We start from the raw sequence: 18609 nt of genomic DNA, 5'->3' as shown, positions 1-18609 counted from the left end.
ATGGCGTTATTCGGTGATGTTTTCCGTTATTTCCGTTTCCGTAACTTCCGAATCTTCCTCGTCCAAATCACAGATTTTTTCCAAACCGACAACGTGTTCGTCTTCGGCGGTGCGGATCAGGCGCACGCCTTGCGTGTTACGGCCAACGGTGCTGACTTCGCTGACACGGGTGCGAACCAGTGTGCCGGCGTCGGTGATCAGCATGATTTGATCGCTGTCTTCCACCTGAACCGCCGCAACCACTTTACCATTGCGTTCGCTCACTTTAATTGAGATCACGCCTTTGGTGTTACGCGATTTGGTCGGGTACTCTTCCAACTTGGTGCGTTTGCCGAAACCGTTTTGCGTGGCGGTCAGGATTGCGCCGTCGCTTTTCGGTACGACCAGCGAAACCACTTTGTCTATATTCAGATCAAGTGCGGTTTCCAAATCGTCGTTGGTGTTGTCGTCGTTATCCGTTTCATCATCGCTTAAGTCGTTGCTTAGGGCTAACTTGATTCCGCGAACCCCTGTTGCCGTCCGTCCCATCGGGCGCACCGCTTCTTCGCTGAAACGCACCACGCGGCCTTGAGACGAGAACAGCATGATTTCGTTGTCGCCTTCGGTGATGTCAACGCCGATCAGCTCATCGTTGTCACGCAGATTAATGGCGATTAAGCCGCTGGAACGCGGACGGCTGAACTCGGTCAGGGCGGTTTTCTTCACCGTGCCGCTGGCGGTTGCCATAAAGATATATTTGTTCTCGGCGTATTCGGCGACCGGCAGAATCGCGGTAATGCGTTCGTCCGGCTGTAACGGTAGAATATTGACGATCGGGCGACCGCGCGCACCGCGGCTGGCTTGCGGCAATTGGAAGACACGCAGCCAGTATAGCCGTCCGCGACTGGAGAAGCATAAAATCGTGTCGTGGGTGTTGGCAACCAGCAGACGCTCGATAAAGTCTTCTTCTTTCATCTTAGTGGCGGATTTGCCTTTGCCGCCGCGCCGCTGCGCTTCATAGTCGGAGAGCGGTTGATATTTGACATAACCCTCGTGCGACAATGTGACCACCACATCTTCCGGCGCAATCAGATCTTCCAGATTGATGTCTGCCGAGCTAGCGGTGATTTCGGTGCGGCGCGGATCGCTAAACTGTTGTCTGATTTCGTTCAACTCGTCACGAATCACTTCCATTAAGCGTTCAGGGGTGTTCAAGATATACAGCAAACCGGCGATAATGGTCAATTTCTCTTTATATTCGTTCAGCAGTTCGTCGTGCGCTAGTCCGGTCAAACGGTGTAAACGCAAATCCAAGATCGCTTGCGCCTGCACTTCGGTCAGATAGTAAAGGTTATCGCGAATGCCGTATTCAGGCGCCAAATCTTCCGGACGGGCGCTGTCTACGCCGGTCGCTTCCAACATTGCCGCCACGTTGCCGAGCTGCCATGCTTGCGATAACAAACCCTCTTTGGCGGCGCTTGGGGTCGGTGCTTGACGGATCAGTTCGATCACCGGATCGATATTCGCCAACGCAATCGCCAACCCTTCCAAAATATGCGCCCGTTCACGGGCTTTGCGCAATTCGAATACCGTGCGGCGTGTCACCACTTCACGGCGGTGTAACACAAAGGCTTCGATTAATTGTTTTAAATTCAATAACTTCGGCTGTCCGTGGTCAAGGGCGACGGTATTGATACCGAAGGTGACTTGCAGTTGGGTTAAGGAATAGAGGTTGTTCAACACCACTTCGCCGACCGCATCACGTTTGATTTCAATCACGATCCGCATACCGTCTTTGTCGGATTCGTCACGCAGCGCACTGATACCCTCGACTTTTTTCTCTTTCACCAAATCGGCGATTTTTTCAATCAAACGGGCTTTGTTGACCTGATACGGGATCTCATGCACGATAATGGTTTCTTTGCCTTTGGCATCGGTTTCCACTTCCGCTCGGGCACGCACATAAATTTTGCCGCGTCCGGTTTTGTAGGCGTCTTCAATCCCTTTGCGACCGTTGATAATCGCCGCCGTCGGGAAATCCGGCCCCGGAATATAGGTCATCAATTCGTCAATGGTAATCTCGTTGTTGTCGATATAAGCCAGACAGCCGTCGATCACTTCGCCCAAATTGTGCGGCGGAATATTGGTTGCCATACCGACCGCAATCCCGCTGGAGCCGTTGACCAGCAACGCCGGAATTCGGGTCGGCAGCACGTCGGGAATCTGTTCCGAGCCGTCGTAGTTCGGTACGAAATCAACGGTTTCCTTCTCTAAATCCGCTAACATCGAATGGGCGATTTTGGTCATTCTGACTTCGGTATAACGCATTGCCGCCGCCGAGTCGCCGTCAATCGAACCGAAGTTGCCCTGCCCGTCCACCAACATGTAACGCAATGAAAACGGCTGTGCCATGCGCACAATGGTGTCATACACCGCACTGTCGCCGTGCGGGTGGTATTTACCGATCACATCACCGACCACACGGGCGGATTTGCGGTACGGTTTATTGTAGTCGTAACCGCCGACATTCATCGCGAAAAGCACACGGCGGTGAACCGGTTTCAAACCGTCACGCACATCGGGCAATGCACGTCCGACAATCACCGACATGGCGTAATCGAGGTAGGAGGATTTTAGTTCTTCTTCAATATTGACGGGGGAGATGTCACTTGCTAATTCGCTCATGCAAATATTTCCTAATTGACTGAATGTAAAGCGCAAAAAACGGTTTTAACCCAGAGAAAACCTAAATAAAACCGTTAATCAAAAGTTTGTGAATTATAGCATAAAGCCCTTTCTTTCCCTAATTTTATAGTGAATTTCTATTAATAATTCTGCATAATGAGAAACCGATTTCCGCACTGATAAAAATCGGCAAAGTGCGGTTTTTATTCATTATTTGAGAAGCAGGCTAAAATGCAAAACGTCGATCAACAAGAAATCGAAAAATTCGCCAAAATGGCGCAAAGTTGGTGGGATCCGCAAGGGGATTTCAAGCCGATCCACCGCTTGAATCCGTTGCGCTTGGATTACATTTTGCGCCAAGCGGACGGTTTGTTCGGCAAACGGGTGCTGGACGTGGGCTGCGGCGGCGGTATTCTGTCGGAAAGCATGGCGCGGCAGGGGGCGCAGGTGACGGGCATTGATATGTCGCCGCAACCGTTGCAGATCGCACGCGATCATGCAGTCGAAAACGGTTTGCAGATTGATTACCGCCAGACCACGATAGAAGATTTTTTAGCCGAATTGCAGCAAACGCCAGCGGAAAAATTTGATGTGATCACCTGTATGGAAATGCTGGAGCATGTGCCTGATCCCGCTGCGGTGGTGAACAGTTGCCAAGCCTTGCTGAAAGACGACGGCGTGCTGTTTTTTTCCACCATAAACCGCACGTTGAAAGCGTGGGCGTTGGTGGTGGTCGGGGCGGAATATGTGTTGCAAATGCTGCCGAAAGGTACGCACGATTACGACAAGTTTATCAAACCGGCGGAACTGGTCAATTGGTGCGATCAAGCCGAGTTGCACTGTTTTGATATGGCAGGGTATCACTACAATCCGTTGAGCGGTAAGTTTTGGCTGAATCACGATGTCAGCGCCAATTATATGGCGACTGTGCGGAAAAAGTAGTTTGCTATGAATAACAGAAACCGCACTTGCCAGATTGAGCAGCAAGTGCGGTTAGAATCGAATCTAGGAAAGCTTATTTTTTGTTCGGTTCGTCGCAGTTTTTGATGTTGTTACACTTGCCGTATAGATACAAGCTGTGGTTTTCCAGCTGAATCCCGAACTCTTTACTGATTTCGCGTTGGCGCTTTTCGATCACGTCATCGCTGAACTCAATCACCTTGCCGCAATCCATGCAGATAATGTGATCATGGTGATCGACCGGCGCCAGTTCAAACACCGATTTGTTGCCTTCAAAATTGTGGCGGGTCAAAATATCGGCTTCATCGAATTGATTCAAGACACGGTAAACCGTGGCCAAACCGATCTCTTCGCCTTGTTCCAGCAACATTTTGTAGATATCTTCCGCAGAGAAATGCTGATATTCGGTATTATGGTGATTCTGCATTAAGGACAGAATTTTCAAGCGCGGTTCGGTGATTTTCAAACCGGCTTTTTTTAATAATTTGATGTTGTCTTCAGACATGTTAACCTCGTATCGGATAGCTATCGTGAATCGGATCGGAAATGTATTAAGTCGCTACAAATTGATATATTCCCTGTATTCTATGTGGAATACTTATCAATTGCAAATAGTGGCTCAAAATAATTCTGATAGGCGAGAGCGATTAGACTAATTCCGCCAAATACATTTCATCGTAAATTTGTTTTGCCCACGCACTGACACGTTGTTCGGTCAATTCCGGCTGGCGATCTTCGTCGATGCACAGACCGACGAACGTATTGCCGTCCACCAGCGCTTGTGAGGCTTCGAAACTATAGCCTTCGGTCGGCCAATGCCCGACGATGGTAGCGCCGTGCGGCTCGATAATATTGCGTACCGTGCCCATGGCATCACAGAAATATTCGGCATAATCTTCTTGATCGCCGCAACCGAAAATACCCACGATTTTATCCGTGAAGTCGATCTCTTCCAACGTCGGGAAAAAATCGTCCCAATCGGCTTGCGCTTCGCCGTAGTACCAAGTCGGAATGCCGATCAGGATAAAATCGTAGGCTTCGATATCTTCTTTGCTGCTTTTAGCGATGTCGCGAATATCAACCAGATTATCGCCCAATTTCTTCTGGATCATTTTTGCGATATTTTCGGTGTTGCCAGTATCGCTGCCATAAAATAAGCCAACCAGTGCCATGTTTTGTATCCTATTTTTGCTGTTGTTCTAAGTATTCGGTCAGTATATTCTCAATCAGTTGTGCCCTGCTCAGATCACACTCGTTCGCCAGTTGTTGTAAACGTTCGATAAGAGCGGTATGTAATTTCAGCTCGACCCGTTTTAAACCGCAAGCGCGATCACGGCGCAACTGGTTGCGTTTATTGATGCGTGCTTGCTGTTCCCGGCTTAACGGGTTGGTTTTCGGCCGCCCAACTTTGGGTAGATTGTGGAATAGATCCAAGGTGATGCAATCTGCTTCTTGTTTTGCCATAAACCAAATTCGATAACTGTTTTTAATTGAGAATGATAAGCCATTGTTAAGTTGGCGCACTATAGCATAATTTGTTTTAAAGATAAATTACCCAACCGAATCATTACTCAGCCAAATTTAAGAAGCGGTTAATCGTTTTAATCACCAATTCCGGGCTGTCGGAGTGGATCCAGTGCGCCGCTTGGCTGATCGTAAAGGAAGTGGCGTTCGGCAGTTGGGCTAAAACCGTGTCTTTATATTGCGGCAAAATATAGTTTGAACGTCCACCCTTGATAAATAAGGTCGGCGTTGTGCAATAAATGCTTTGCCAGTCCATCAGCTTGGGATAGTTACGGTAAAGTGCGGTCAGGTTGAATAAAAAAGATTGCGGCGACTGCGGCGCAAAGGATTTCAGCATAAATTGTTGAATGCCTTCCGTTTGGATATATTGCTGTAAAATCGGTTTTGCTTGCTGTCGGCTGGACGGGCGGGCAGCTTGCACCGCCATTAACGCCGCAAAAACATCATCGTGATGGTGCTCTCCGTAAGCCACCGGCGCAATATCCAACACCACCAGTTTTTCCACTTGCTCGGGGATCAGGGAGGCGATTTTCATCGCGGTTTTACCGCCCATGGAATGTCCGATCAAGATTATGCGATCCAACGTTAAATGACGGATCAGGCGGATAACATCATTTGCCATCAATTCGTAATCCATTTCATCGACATGGAAAGAGTGGCCGTGATTGCGCAGATCGACCCGCAACAGCGGAAAGCGGTCGGCGTAAGCACGCGCGATCACGCCCAAATTATTCAGATCACCGAACAGTCCGTGTAAGAAAACCAACGTCGGCAACGTGCGGTCATCGTCTTGTGATGACGCTGTCGGTTGTCGTAATGGTTGGGTTGGTTGTTGCAACCGGTAATTTAATAATGGATTTTCAGTCATTTGCTGTCGCTAAGTCATAGTTTAATCTTAATTAAGCGATTATAATGTGCTAAATTACCCTCAGGATCAAGCCGTCTGTTTGTAACAGGCTTTAAAAAAGGCAAATGAGCGCTGATGGCACAAACAAAAGAAAAACGGAAGGAGATAAAGATGAAAATTATTGAAGTTGATGAAGAGCTTTATCAGTACATTGCCGCGAATACCCGCTCTATCGGTGAGAGTGCTTCTGATATTTTGCGTCGTCTTTTAAATTTGTCTTCGCCCAAGAATATGCTTAAGGAAGAAAGTCGGGCGGTTGATAACAGTGCATTGCTCAAACAAGAGAGCATGAAAGCGGCGGAACAAGCGGCGAATCCGGTGAATACCGACAGCGTCAAAGCGGTAGCGCCTGCGCAAACGGAAGTTGCGCCGCCGAAAAAACAATCGGAGGAAGCGATTCAGCGTGTAGTGACACGGTTGAGCAACGTGTTGCAATCGGAAGCCTTCCGGCAAGAAAGCAAAGGCGTGATGCGTTTTTTGATGATTCTGACCGCACTTTACCGCGCCAATCCGGAAAGTTTTGCCCAAGCGACCGAATCCCTGCAAGGCCGGACGCGGGTTTATTTTGCCCGCGATGAAGCAACATTGCTGCAATCCGGTAACCACACCAAACCGAAACAGATTCCGGAAACCCCGTATTGGGTGATCACCAACACCAATAGCCAACGTAAAATGCTGATGTTGGAAGGCGCAATGACCTCAATGCATTTACCGACGGAATTGGTAGATGAAGTGAGATCGTATTTTTCGGCCTAGCCATTTTTTGCATAGCCATGAAGGACATTATCGCCAGCCTTTTGCAACTAACGGAAGAAAAACGCTGTGCCATTCATTATCCGCTTGAAAATGCAGGCGAAAAAATAATAAGCGAGAACAACGTAAGTGAGAACATAGCAAGTGAGAACAGCGATTCTGACTTGCTTTTGTCGTCTTTGTCCGTGGTTAATGCGACAGAAGTCGATACCGCACTTGCACTCAGTTGGCGGCACGTTTTCGAGCTGGTTGACCGATTGGCGGATCAATTGGCGGCACAAGGGGTATCGCTTAACCAAGGTTTGGCGCTGATCGGAAAAAACAGTCTGTTGCAGCTGTTGCTCTATCTGGCGGGGTTGTCGCTCGGTGCAAGGGTGATGGTGGTCAATCCGCAATTTCCCGCTGAAAAAATCGCAAGCATTCTGTCACAAAACCAAATGGATTATTATCTTGCCGCATATCGGCTTGAAAACGGCATTTTGCCTGACGAGAAACGACATATCCGTTATTTAGCTGCGCGGAGTATGATAAGTGCGGTCAACCTGTCCATCGAAAAAGCGTATCACCGCACTTCGCCGCGCTTGTGGCAATGCGGTTTGACCATGACGTTAACTTCCGGTTCCAGCGGTGATCCGAAAGCGGTGGTGCATGATATTCGGGCGCATTGGCAAAATGCCGTGGGCGTGAATGCGTTTTTGGATTTTGGGCACGGCAAGTCTTGGTTGTTGTCACTGCCGTTATATCATGTGTCGGGGCAGGGCATCGTCTGGCGCTGGTTGAGCGCTGGTGCTCGTCTGCATTTCAGCGGTGCGGATTTTTATCATGCTATCGGCGAAGCGAGCCATGTTTCTCTTGTGCCGACCCAGTTGCAGCGCTATTTGGCTTATTTGCAACAGCAGCAGACGCAAAGTGCGGTTAAAAGTGCGGTCAGAAGCAAAACCGAAACGGTACTGCTCGGCGGCGCACATATCGATCCGCACTTGTGCCTGCGGGCACAGGCCGCAGGGTTAGCCACGTTTAGCGGTTACGGCATGACCGAAATGGCGTCAACCGTTTTTATCCGTCGGAATGATCCGCAACAGCCAAAAGTGCGGTTGCTGCAAGGGCGCGAGCTTTGCGTGCGCAACGAGGAGATTTGGCTGCGCGGTGCCGGCTTGGCGAAAGGCTATTGGCAGAACGGAAAAATCACTTCGCTATTGAACTCTCAGGGGTGGTATCAGACTAAGGATAGAGGACATTGGCACGATGGCAATTTGACGATATTGGGGCGGATTGACAATATGTTTATTTCCGGCGGTGAGAATATCCAGCCGGAAGAAGTTGAAGCGGTTTTGCAGCAGCACCCGCAGATTGAACAAGTGGTGGTGTTGCCGTTAGCCGACGTGGAGTTCGGTCATCGACCCGTTGCGATGTTGACGTTCAAACAACCGTTTTCAACGCAACAGGTCGCAGAAGTGCGGTTATGGTTGCAAGATAAACTGGAGCGCTTTAAGCAGCCGGTGGCGTATTATCCATTGCCAACGGACGACCATGGCGACCAACAGATTAAAATAGCGCGCAAGCCGTTATTGCAGGCGCTGCAATTACAACAAAAGGGATAATAAAAGGGATCGTATGAAAAGGCGTTTTTGGATTTTATGTTATGTGCTGGGTCTGTTTTTTGTCAGTCCGTCGGTTTTGTCCGCCTCGGATATCCAGTTACCGAGTAAAGCCGGTTTGGATGCCGCAATCAGTGCCGCGGAAAGCAATGACAACAAAACGCCGGATAATGCCTTATTATTGAATAATTTGCGTGATACCTTGAGTTTATTGGATCAAATTGAGCAGCAGCAGGCGAATATCACGAGCTTGCAAAAAACCATTGATGAGTCGGACACTTTGCTGCAAAAAACCCAGGATAATTTAAATCGCTTGAATGAAGCGGAAAGTATTGAAACTCAGGCGAAAGCATGGGATTCGATGTCCCTGGAAAACTTGACCCGACTGCGCGATGAAAATGAATACAAGTTACAGCAGTTACAAGCCGATTTGAGCAATTTGAATGCGTTGTTGGTGACACAACGTGCCACACCGGAGCGGGTGCAGACCGCACTTGCCGATAATCTGGCGCGTAGCCAACAATTGAACAAATTGCTGTTCAGTGCGCAAGTCAGCCCGTCGTTAGCGGATAAATACCATGCGGAATTGCGATTGATTGAACTGAAAAACCAATACAATCAATTGAGTTTAAACGGGAATTCAGGTTTAACCTCACTCTATGAATCGGAAGTGGCAGAAAAAACACTGGAGCAGCAGCAACAACAAGCGGTGCAAGTCGCGTTGCAGGAAAGGATCAACCAGCTGCGTTTGCAGCAGTCTGAACAGCAGGCACAACAGCAAGCGGTGCAAGAACAGAGCACCGACAGCAGCAAACAAAACGACTTTATCCGTCAGGAGCTACAGCTCAATACCAAAATCAGTCAGGATTTGGTGGCACAAACCAATGAAGACAACCAGTTGGTGCAGGACGGATTGCGTATTCGTAATATGCTGGATAATTTGTTGCAAACCCAACGCAATATTGACGAACAAATCAGTGCATTGCAGGGAACGCTGGTTTTATCGCGGATTATCAACAAACAGCGCCAAACGTTGCCGACCGACAGCCTGATCAGCGGCTTGTCAAAACGGATTACCGATTTGCGGGTACGGATTTTTGATACTAATGAACGGCGCGATGCACTGTATAGTCCGGCAATCTATATTGCCGATTTGGAACAGCGCAAAAAAACCGCATTCAGCGATGAAGAAAAAGCGCAACTGACCACAATTTTACAAGATCGGCGCAAGCTGCTGACCGATTTGATCACGCAGTTAAACGGCGAGTTAAACCACGCAATCAATATCGAATCGAACCAACAGCAAGTTATCAGCATCAGTAACGAATTGCAGTCTAAACTGGAACAGCAGAGTTTTTGGGTGCGCAGTAACAGTCCGATTGATTTTGACTGGTTTGTCAGTTTCCCGCAAATGGCGAAATTTCAAATTGATCAAATCCTGAAATTACTGGATTTCAGCAATTGGCGCGATTATGTGCTGCCGATAGGCAGTTTGGTCGGATTTTTATTACTGTTGGCTGGCGGCATTATGTTCAGCAAAAACTGGATTAAACGTAAAATCAGCGAACACAACAGCAATATCAATACGTTGCGTGGCGATAACCAATGGCGCACCATTATTGTGCTGTTTTATACCTTGCTATTGGCGCTACCAAGCACGCTGCTGTTTCTCTCCGGGCTGATTATGGTGATTTATTTCTGTTTCCATTCGCCGTTGGCATTATTGCCTTGGGCGCTGAAAATGGCGGCGTTTTGGTTTTTTATTGCCTTTACCTTGTCGTTGTTGCGTCCGAACGGTATTGCGCACAAACATTTCAATTTTTCGCCGACCGTTAACGAAATGTTTCGCAGCAGCTTAAAACGCTCTATTCCGATTTTGGTGGTATTGTTGAACGCCTCTATTTTTACCACCTTGGAGGAAAGCGGAATTGCAAACGATTATTTAGGCGAAGCCTTGATTATTACCGCACTTTTGTTTTTCCTGTTCCAAATCGGACCTTCTTTCAGTAATGCGCTCAAGCGCATGGATCAGGAGTTGCTCACGGGGCATTCCTCAGAGCGGGAAGAGCAGGGCAAGTATCAACGGATATTCAAATTTTTGCGGATATTGCTGCTGTTGATTCCGATCAGTTTGCTTGTGCTGATTGGTTTGGGGTATTACTATACGGCGCTGACCTTAATCAAACATATTATTTATACCTATGTGGCGCTGATTTTGTGGATCAATATTCGCGAATTAACCCACCGTGCCATTCGGGTTTCGTCACGGCAATTGGCTTATCGGCGTTTGAAAGAGATTCGGGAAAAAGAAGGTGGCGAGCAAACCGAATTTCGCACCGAAGATATGATGATTGACGCGCAAGATGAAAAAATTGCGCTTTCTACCGTGAATCAGCAAGTGACCAAAATTACCGATATTTTATTGTGGATTGTATTGTTCGGTTTGCTTTACTGGGTGTGGTCCGATCTCGTGAGCGTGGCCTACTATTTGGATAACGTCAGCCTGTGGCAACAAACTTCCGCTGCGGAAAACGGATCAACCATCGTCGAATCGGTGACTTTGCTGAACCTGTTGAGTTCGATAGTCATTTTGTGGGGAACGTATCTGATGGTGCGAAACTTGAGCGGTATATTGGAAATTCTGGTTTTCTCCCGAATCCGCCTATCGCAAGGCTCGCCGTATGCGATCACCACGATTTTAAGTTATGCGTTTGTCGCTCTGGGGGCAGGTGTTGCTTTTTCCAGTTTGGGCATGTCATGGAGTAAATTGCAATGGCTGTTCGCCGCACTTTCCGTTGGTCTGGGGTTTGGTTTGCAGGAGATTTTTGCGAACTTTGTTTCGGGGATCATTATCCTGTTTGAACGTCCGGTACGGATTGGCGACTTGGTGACGATCGGTGAATTTAGCGGTACGGTATCCAAGATTCGGATCCGAGCGACCACCATTGTCGATTTTGACGGCAAAGAAGTGATCGTCCCGAATAAAGCCTTTGTAACCGAACGGTTAACCAACTGGTCATTGAGCAATACCACCACCCGTGTGGTGCTCAAAGTGGGCGTTGCCTACGGTTCGGATTTGGAATTAACCCGAAAATTGCTGTTCCAAGCGGCGAACGAAGCGCCGTATGTGTTGAAAGATCCGGCACCGTTGGTTTATTTTTTGACCTTTGGCGCCAGCACCTTGGATCATGAGTTGCGGGTCTATGTCAACCAGACCAACGAACGCAATAAAACCATTGATTTTTTAAATCGCCGCATTGATCAGTTGTTTAAAGAGAACGATATTGATATCGCCTTTAACCAATTAGATGTGTATATTAAAAACAGTATCAGCGGCGAACAGCTGCAACTTGAAAAATAGAACGGAAAGGAACAGACATGGCAGGAAATAGTATCGGACAAGTGTTCAGAGTCACCACTTTCGGTGAATCGCACGGTATCGCTTTGGGTTGTATCATTGACGGCGTGCCGCCGGATATGGCACTGAGCGAAGCGGATATTCAACCCGATTTGGATCGCCGTAAGCCGGGAACCTCGCGTTACACCACGCCACGGCGCGAAGATGATGAAGTGCAAATTTTGTCGGGCGTATTTGAAGGCAAAACCACCGGTACCAGTATTGGCATGATTATCAAAAACGGCGATCAACGTTCGCAGGATTACAGCGAAATCAAAGATCGTTTCCGTCCGGGGCATGCCGATTATACCTATCAGCAAAAATACGGCGTGCGTGATTATCGCGGCGGCGGCCGTTCTTCCGCCCGTGAAACCGCGATGCGCGTTGCCGCCGGTGCGGTGGCGAAAAAATATCTGCGCGAGCAGTTCGGAGTGGAAGTACGCGGTTTTTTAAGCCAGATCGGCACGGTTAAAATTGCGCCGCAGCCGTTGGATCAAATCGACTGGCAGCAGGTTAACAGTAATCCGTTTTTCTGTCCCGATCAAAGTGCGGTAGAAAAATTTGACGAATTGATCCGTGAACTGAAAAAAGAAGGCAATTCAATCGGCGCAAAATTGACCGTTATCGCGGAAAATGTGCCGGTCGGTTTGGGCGAGCCGGTGTTTGACCGTTTGGATGCGGATTTGGCGCATGCGTTAATGGGGATTAATGCGGTAAAAGGCGTGGAAATCGGCGACGGTTTTGCGGTGGTTGAGCAGAAAGGCAGCGAGCACCGTGACGAAATGACGCCGCAAGGGTTCAGTTCCAATCACGCCGGCGGTATTTTGGGCGGCATCAGCAGCGGACAACCGATTGTGGCGCATATTGCCTTAAAACCGACGTCGAGTATTACGATTGCGGGTAAAAGCGTGAATCTGAACAACGAAGCGGTGGAAGTGGTCACGCGCGGCAGACACGATCCGTGCGTGGGAATCCGTGCCGTGCCGATTGCGGAAGCGATGGTGGCGATTGTGCTGTTGGATCACCTGTTACGGCACCGTGCTCAAAACGGAATGGCGCAAAACGGAATGGCTCAAAACGGAATGGCTCAAAACGGAATAAAGTAAGAAGGAAGCAACATGCTAAAGAGACCTTTATTAACAGGCTTGTTACTGGCGTTTTTCAGTTTTGGCGCAAGCCAAACCGCACTTGCTTCGCCGTGGGAACAGATCAAAACGCCGATTCAAGGCGAACCGAATCCGGTCGGCGGCTACAGCAACGGTTGTATTATCGGCGCGCAGCCGTTGCCGTTGCGTGGCGAGGGCTACCAAGTGATTCGTGCGCAAAAAAACCGTTACTACGGCCATCCGGAATTATTGGCGTATTTGCAGCGTTTGGGTAAAAAAGCCAAGCAATCCGGATTAAAAAATGTGTTGGTCGGCGATATGGGCATGGCGGCAGGCGGGCGTTTTTCCAGCGGACATGCCAGTCATCAAACCGGATTGGACGCCGATATTTGGCTGCGTTTCGGCCCGTTGAGCGACCAGCAGGCGCTGACGCCGACCGCAACACTGATGGTCAACCGCAAGGCGCAGCGGGTCGATGAAAATGTGTGGAGCAATGATCAAACCACCTTGATTCGACTGGCAGCGCAAGACCCGAAAGTGGATCGGATTTTTCTCAATCCGGCGATCAAATTAAAACTGTGCCAAACGGTGCAGGGCGACCGCACTTGGCTGCGCAAAATCCGCCCGTGGTTCGGACATGATGCCCATTTGCATGTGCGGTTAACCTGTCCGCAAGGGGCGAGCCATTGCGAAGCGCAAGCCCCGATACCGGCAGGGGAAGGCTGCGGCGCCGAATTGATGTCTTGGTTCGAGCCGCCGAAACCGGGCTCGACGCCTTCGACACCGAAAACCCCACCACCGTTACCACAGTTGTGCCAAATGATTTTGTCGCAGCAGGGCAAAGGATAATATTAACGTGGAACTCACCTTTGAAATTTACTTGTTACTGTTTGCCGTCGCCTTGATCGCCGGTTTTATTGATGCAATTGCCGGCGGCGGCGGTCTGATTACCATTCCGGCGTTGTTGGCAACCGGCATGCCGCCGACAATGGCGCTCGGCACCAACAAATTACAGTCTTGCGGCGGCTCGTTTTCCGCCAGCTGGTATTTTATCCGGCAGAAAGCGGTTAATTTAAACCAGATTTTCTGGCTGATTGTGTTGACCTTTATCGGCGCGGTACTGGGAACAATTTTAGTTCAGCAGATCAATATTGATTTCTTGAAAAAAATTCTGCCGTTCCTGATCTTTGCCATCGGCATCTATTTTTTACTGACGCCGAAATTGGGCGAAAGCGATAAGCAAACCCGCATGTCATATTTGGGCTTTGCCTTGACCGCCGGTTTCGGTATCGGTTTTTACGACGGCTTTTTCGGGCCCGGCACCGGTTCGTTTTTGGGCTTGGCATTTGTGATGTTGCTCGGCTTCAATTTAGCCAAAGCGACTGCACATGCGAAAGTGTTGAATTTCACTTCGAATATTGCCTCGTTGCTATTCTTTTTAATTGGCGGGCAAGTCGCGTGGACGTTGGGATTGGTGATGTTGGTCGGGCAATTTATCGGTGCCAGAATGGGCGCAAAAATGGTGCTGACCAAAGGACAAAAATTGATTCGTCCGATGGTCGTGGCAGTGGCGTTTATTATGGCGAGCAAATTGGCGTTTGATTACGGGTGGTTTGCATGACGAGAGTGACTGCGCAAGTCGGCTATGAACCGCACTTTTCCTGGCGTTATCTGTTGCCGCAATATTGGGGCGTTTGGTTAGGTATTTTCGGATTGCTGTTATTGGCTTATGTGCCTTACCGCTGGCGTGACGCGTTGGCTGCCCGTCTAGGTAAAGTTATTGCCAAGAAAGCGAAAAAACAGCGTCACCGTGCCAGAGTGAATCTGAACCACTGCTTCCCGCATTGGAGCGATGAGCAAAAAGAGCGGGTGATCGACGAGATGTTCGTCACCGTTACCCAAGTGATGTTGGCGATCGGCGAAGTGGCGGTGCGTTCGTCCGAACATTTGCAGCAACGCACCGAATTTTTGGGGATCGAACATATCCGCCAAGCCAGAGCCGACGGCAAAAATGTGATTTTACTAGTGCCGCATACTTGGGCTATCGATGCGTCCGGCATCATTCTGCACACGCAAGGAATGCCGATGACGGCAATGTATAATCCGCACCGCAATCCGTTGGTCGATTGGCTGTGGAACCGCACGCGCGAACGCTTCGGCGGCAAAATGCACGCCCGTCAAAACGGGATTAAACCGTTTTTAAATACCGTGCGGCGCGGCGAATTGGGCTACTATCTGCCCGATGAAGACTACGGCGCCGAGCTGAGTGTTTACGCCGATTTTTTCGCCACTTACAAAGCGACGTTGCCCGGCTTGAATAAAATGGCAAAAGTGGCGAAAGCGGTGGTGATTCCGATGTTTCCGCGCTATAACGCCACAATCGGTAAATATCAGTTGGATATTCATCCGCCGATGCCGTTGAGCGACGATGATGAAGAGATGGCTCGCTTGATGAACCAAGAGATCGAATCTTACGTCACGGCAACGCCGGAACAGTACGTTTGGATTTTGCGCCTGCTGAAAACCCGCAAGGACGGGCAGGATATTTATAAAATGCCGTAAGAAAGGATTTGCAGCAGGGGCGAGTTTTGCTATCCTTTACAGCTTATCAGGCTGCCGTTTTGTCGGCGGCAGCGTTATCTTCTTTATTCAGGTTTAAAATATGAGCCAAACATTAGAGTTAGTTAAATCTTCGATCAAGTCTATTCCGGATTATCCGAAAAAAGGCATTATTTTTCGTGACATCACCAGCCTGCTCGAAGTCCCGGCAGCGTTTCAGGCAACGGTTGATTTAATTACCGCACATTACAAAGATAAAGGCATTACCAAAGTGGTCGGAACCGAATCACGCGGTTTTATTTTCGGTGCGCCGGTGGCGTTGGCGTTGGGTTTGCCGTTTGTGCTGGTGCGCAAGCCACGCAAATTGCCGCGCGAAACCATTGCGCAAAATTACCAGTTGGAATACGGCGAAGATACGCTCGAAATTCATATCGACGCGATCAACGCCGACGATAACGTGCTGATTATCGACGATTTACTGGCAACCGGCGGTACAGTGGAAGCCACCGTGAAATTGATCCGCCGTTTGGGCGGCAGAGTGGAAAATGCGGCGTTTATCATCAGCCTGCCGGAGTTGGGCGGCGCAGAACGACTGCAAAAATCCGGTATCGACAGCTACCATCTGGTCAGTTTTGACGGGCATTAATTCTGACGTTTTATCCATCGATCACAACCAAAAGTAGAAAAAACAGATGAGTTATCAGGTTCTCGCCAGAAAATGGCGACCGCAGCGGTTTTCTCAAGTGGTGGGACAAGAACATGTTCTGACCGCACTTGCCAACGGATTGGAGAGCAATCGGCTGCACCACGCCTATCTGTTTTCCGGAACACGCGGCGTGGGCAAAACCTCGATTGCCCGTCTGTTTGCCAAAGGGCTGAATTGCGAACACGGCGTGACCGCCGAACCGTGCGGCGAATGTGAAAATTGTCGGGCGATTGAAGAAGGCCGTTTTATCGACCTGTTGGAGATCGACGCCGCTTCGCGCACCAAGGTAGAGGACACTCGTGAACTGCTGGACAACGTGCAGTACAAACCGGTGCAAGGGCGCTACAAAATCTATCTGATCGATGAAGTGCACATGCTGTCACGCCACAGTTTTAATGCGTTGTTGAAAACATTGGAAGAGCCGCCGGAATATGTCAAATTTCTTTTGGCAACCACTGATCCGCACAAACTGCCGATCACCATTTTATCGCGTTGTATCCAGTTTCATTTAAAAGCGCTGGAACCGGTGCAGATTGCCGATCATTTGGAAATGATTCTACAACAGGAAGATATTCCGTATCAGCGCAATGCGTTGGATTACATCGCCAAAGCGGCAAAAGGCAGTATCCGTGACTCTTTGAGCTTGACCGATCAGGCAATTGCGGTGAGTAAAGGCAATATCACCGCCGAGATTGTACATCACATGTTGGGCACGCTCGACAGCGAACAGGCGCTGGATATTATTCAGGCCTTGCAGCTCGCCGACGGCGAAGCCATCATGAAAGCGGTGCGGCAGGTGGCGGAAAAAGGTGTGGAATGGGATCAGTTGCTACAGGAAATCGCCACGCATTTGCACCAAATCGCCATGCGCCAACTGTTGAAACCGAGTGCGGATACAGAGGATCGGATTGACTTTTTGGCACGCAATTTACCGCCGGAAGACGTGCAATATTATTACCAATTAATGCTGGTCGGACGTAAAGAGCTGCCGTATGCGCCGGATCAACGCAGCGGTGTCGAAATGACCATGCTGCGTGCGCTGGCGTTTCACCCGAAACTGCTGCACTGGGAGAAAAGTGCGGAGCAGCACAGTCCGCAGGATAGCGCTGGCAATCACAGTAAAATCAAAAACAGTGCCGAGAATGCCCGTCAGCATGTGGATCAACTGCGCCAAACCTTAAATCAAGCGGAAACAGCGCCGCAGCAGACCACGCTGCAACGGACAGTAGAGCAACGGGCAGTAGAGCAACGAACGGCAGAACAACTGACGACAGCGCAGCCGCCGCTGACGGCGCAGCAAAGTACGGTTGCCGAATCTGCCACAGTGACGGCTCAATCAGTCATGCCTCACGCAACCCAATTTGAACGGCTTGACAGCCTAGCCGAGAATCCTGAAATCAGCGTAGCTGAAATGGGCGTAGTCGACCCAGCAGCAGAGCAGGTCGAAGTGGAAGCGATTGCAGCAACAGCAGAGCCGCAAATCACCGCAATGGCAAGTGCAAGAACGGCAAACGCAGAAACAGCAAGTACAGAAACGACAAGCGCAGAAAACGCCGCCACAGGCGAGTCGGCGGCATTGAAAGCCTTGCGTGCCAGAGATAAATTGCGCCAAACCACTCAAAAAAAAAGCCCTAAACTAACGCCACAGCCTTCATCCGCCAGTCAAAACGATAAAGCGGAAACCGCACTTGCCGACAATCGCAGTATGCCGTTGAAAGAAAAGTCGTTGGAAATCATGGAGCGCTTGAACCGGATCAGTACCGATCAGCAAAGTGCGGTCGGTAACCGCAATAAGCATGTTCAAACGCCGATCCAAGCCGAACCGTTGCCGAATGCGGATGAATTGAAAGACGACGATGACAGCGAGGCAATCAGCGATGTTATCGGCGAAGATTACCACTGGCAATGGTCTAATCCGGAGCTGGAGCAGACCGCCGATAACCGCTTGCGTCCGTCGGATATCAAACAGGCGATTTTGCAGGAGCGAACGCCCGAGCTGGTGGCGAAAGTGTTAAAACTCAGCGCTGAGCGTGATCACTGGTCGGATATGATTGAAAAATTGAGTGTGAGCGGCATGGTGAAACAGCTTGGGCTGAATTCGCTGTTGTTGCAGGAAGATGACAATCGGCAAGATGAAAAAGTGGTGGTGCTGGGCTTGCGGCCGGAGCAGTCCAATTTAAATAACGAACGTTATATTAAGCCGCTGGCGCAGCAGCTCAGCGAGTTTTATCAACGCCAAGTGCGGTTGGAGATTCAAATCGAAGCCGATCGCAGCCGTTTGACACCGTTGGAACAACGCCGTCAAGTCTATTTGGAATTGGGCGAACAAGCCAAACAAGCGCTGCAGCACGATCCGCAGTTGGCATTGTTACAGCAGGAGTTTGATGCGGTGCTGGATTTGGACAGTATCCGCGCGGTAGGATAACGAGGGTAGC

15 protein-coding genes are annotated in these 18609 nt (G+C 49.5%); 10 read left to right on the top strand and 5 right to left on the bottom strand.

Features of this window, described 5'->3' with window-relative positions; all coding sequences use genetic code 11:
• Nucleotides 1–6 precede the first annotated feature (6 nt).
• Nucleotides 7–2664 carry a DNA topoisomerase (ATP-hydrolyzing) subunit A gene (gene gyrA, locus B8880_RS11405; protein ID WP_084257721.1) on the bottom strand — a complete coding sequence of 886 codons (2658 nt, stop codon included), beginning with the start codon at nt 2662–2664 and terminating at the stop codon, nt 7–9.
• Nucleotides 2665–2895: 231 nt separating this feature from the next.
• On the opposite strand from gyrA, the gene ubiG reads away from it, so the two are divergent.
• The gene (gene ubiG / locus B8880_RS11400; protein ID WP_084257720.1) at nt 2896–3606 is read left to right on the top strand and encodes a bifunctional 2-polyprenyl-6-hydroxyphenol methylase/3-demethylubiquinol 3-O-methyltransferase UbiG; all 711 of its coding nucleotides are present in this window, start codon (nt 2896–2898) and stop codon (nt 3604–3606) included.
• 73 nt (nt 3607–3679) lie between these two features.
• On the opposite strand, the gene fur is transcribed toward ubiG, so the two are convergent.
• The 4 genes from fur to B8880_RS11380 form a co-directional block, all read right to left on the bottom strand.
• Nucleotides 3680–4129, bottom strand: coding sequence for a ferric iron uptake transcriptional regulator (gene fur / locus B8880_RS11395; RefSeq protein WP_084257719.1), 450 nt, complete (start codon nt 4127–4129; stop codon nt 3680–3682).
• A 142-nt stretch (nt 4130–4271) separates the two neighbouring features.
• Nucleotides 4272–4796 carry a flavodoxin FldA gene (gene fldA, locus B8880_RS11390; RefSeq protein WP_084257718.1) on the bottom strand — a complete coding sequence of 175 codons (525 nt, stop codon included), beginning with the start codon at nt 4794–4796 and terminating at the stop codon, nt 4272–4274.
• Between the two features lie 10 nt (nt 4797–4806).
• On the bottom strand, nt 4807–5088 hold the full coding sequence (ybfE, locus tag B8880_RS11385) for a LexA regulated protein (protein ID WP_084257717.1): 282 nt from the start codon (nt 5086–5088) through the stop codon (nt 4807–4809).
• A gap of 103 nt (nt 5089–5191) precedes the next feature.
• On the bottom strand, nt 5192–6016 hold the full coding sequence (locus tag B8880_RS11380) for an alpha/beta fold hydrolase (RefSeq protein WP_084257716.1): 825 nt from the start codon (nt 6014–6016) through the stop codon (nt 5192–5194).
• Nucleotides 6017–6166: 150 nt separating this feature from the next.
• Here B8880_RS11380 and seqA point away from each other — a divergent pair, with 150 nt between their 5' ends.
• From seqA to dnaX, 9 genes are all read left to right on the top strand, one after another.
• Entirely contained in the window at nt 6167–6811 is a 645-nt protein-coding gene (seqA, locus tag B8880_RS11375; RefSeq protein ID WP_084257715.1) for a replication initiation negative regulator SeqA, read from the top strand.
• Nucleotides 6812–6828: 17 nt separating this feature from the next.
• On the top strand, nt 6829–8409 hold the full coding sequence (gene menE / locus B8880_RS11370; protein ID WP_084257714.1) for an o-succinylbenzoate--CoA ligase: 1581 nt from the start codon (nt 6829–6831) through the stop codon (nt 8407–8409).
• Between the two features lie 13 nt (nt 8410–8422).
• Nucleotides 8423–11767, top strand: a complete 3345-nt coding sequence (gene mscK, locus B8880_RS11365; RefSeq protein ID WP_084257713.1) for a mechanosensitive channel MscK — start codon at nt 8423–8425, stop codon at nt 11765–11767.
• Between the two features lie 17 nt (nt 11768–11784).
• A complete protein-coding gene (gene aroC, locus B8880_RS11360; protein WP_084257712.1) occupies nt 11785–12909 on the top strand; it encodes a chorismate synthase in 1125 nt (374 codons plus the stop codon).
• Nucleotides 12910–12921: 12 nt separating this feature from the next.
• Complete coding sequence (gene mepA, locus B8880_RS11355; protein WP_084257711.1) at nt 12922–13758, top strand: penicillin-insensitive murein endopeptidase; 837 nt, start codon at nt 12922–12924, stop codon at nt 13756–13758.
• A gap of 7 nt (nt 13759–13765) precedes the next feature.
• Nucleotides 13766–14530: a TSUP family transporter gene (locus B8880_RS11350; RefSeq protein ID WP_084257710.1), complete on the top strand. Its 765-nt coding sequence runs from the start codon at nt 13766–13768 to the stop codon at nt 14528–14530.
• Nucleotides 14527–15471, top strand: a complete 945-nt coding sequence (gene lpxM / locus B8880_RS11345; RefSeq protein WP_084257709.1) for a lauroyl-Kdo(2)-lipid IV(A) myristoyltransferase — start codon at nt 14527–14529, stop codon at nt 15469–15471. The genes B8880_RS11350 and lpxM overlap by 4 nt, the downstream gene beginning before the upstream one ends.
• Nucleotides 15472–15571: 100 nt before the next feature.
• Nucleotides 15572–16114: an adenine phosphoribosyltransferase gene (gene apt, locus B8880_RS11340; protein WP_084257708.1), complete on the top strand. Its 543-nt coding sequence runs from the start codon at nt 15572–15574 to the stop codon at nt 16112–16114.
• A 46-nt stretch (nt 16115–16160) separates the two neighbouring features.
• On the top strand, nt 16161–18599 hold the full coding sequence (dnaX, locus tag B8880_RS11335) for a DNA polymerase III subunit gamma/tau (protein WP_084257707.1): 2439 nt from the start codon (nt 16161–16163) through the stop codon (nt 18597–18599).
• Nucleotides 18600–18609 lie beyond the last annotated feature (10 nt).

This window comes from Pasteurella testudinis DSM 23072 (genome assembly GCF_900176075.1).
In the GTDB taxonomy this organism is placed as follows: domain Bacteria; phylum Pseudomonadota; class Gammaproteobacteria; order Enterobacterales; family Pasteurellaceae; genus Chelonobacter; species Chelonobacter testudinis.
This window is presented reverse-complemented; position numbering and strand designations above follow the sequence as displayed.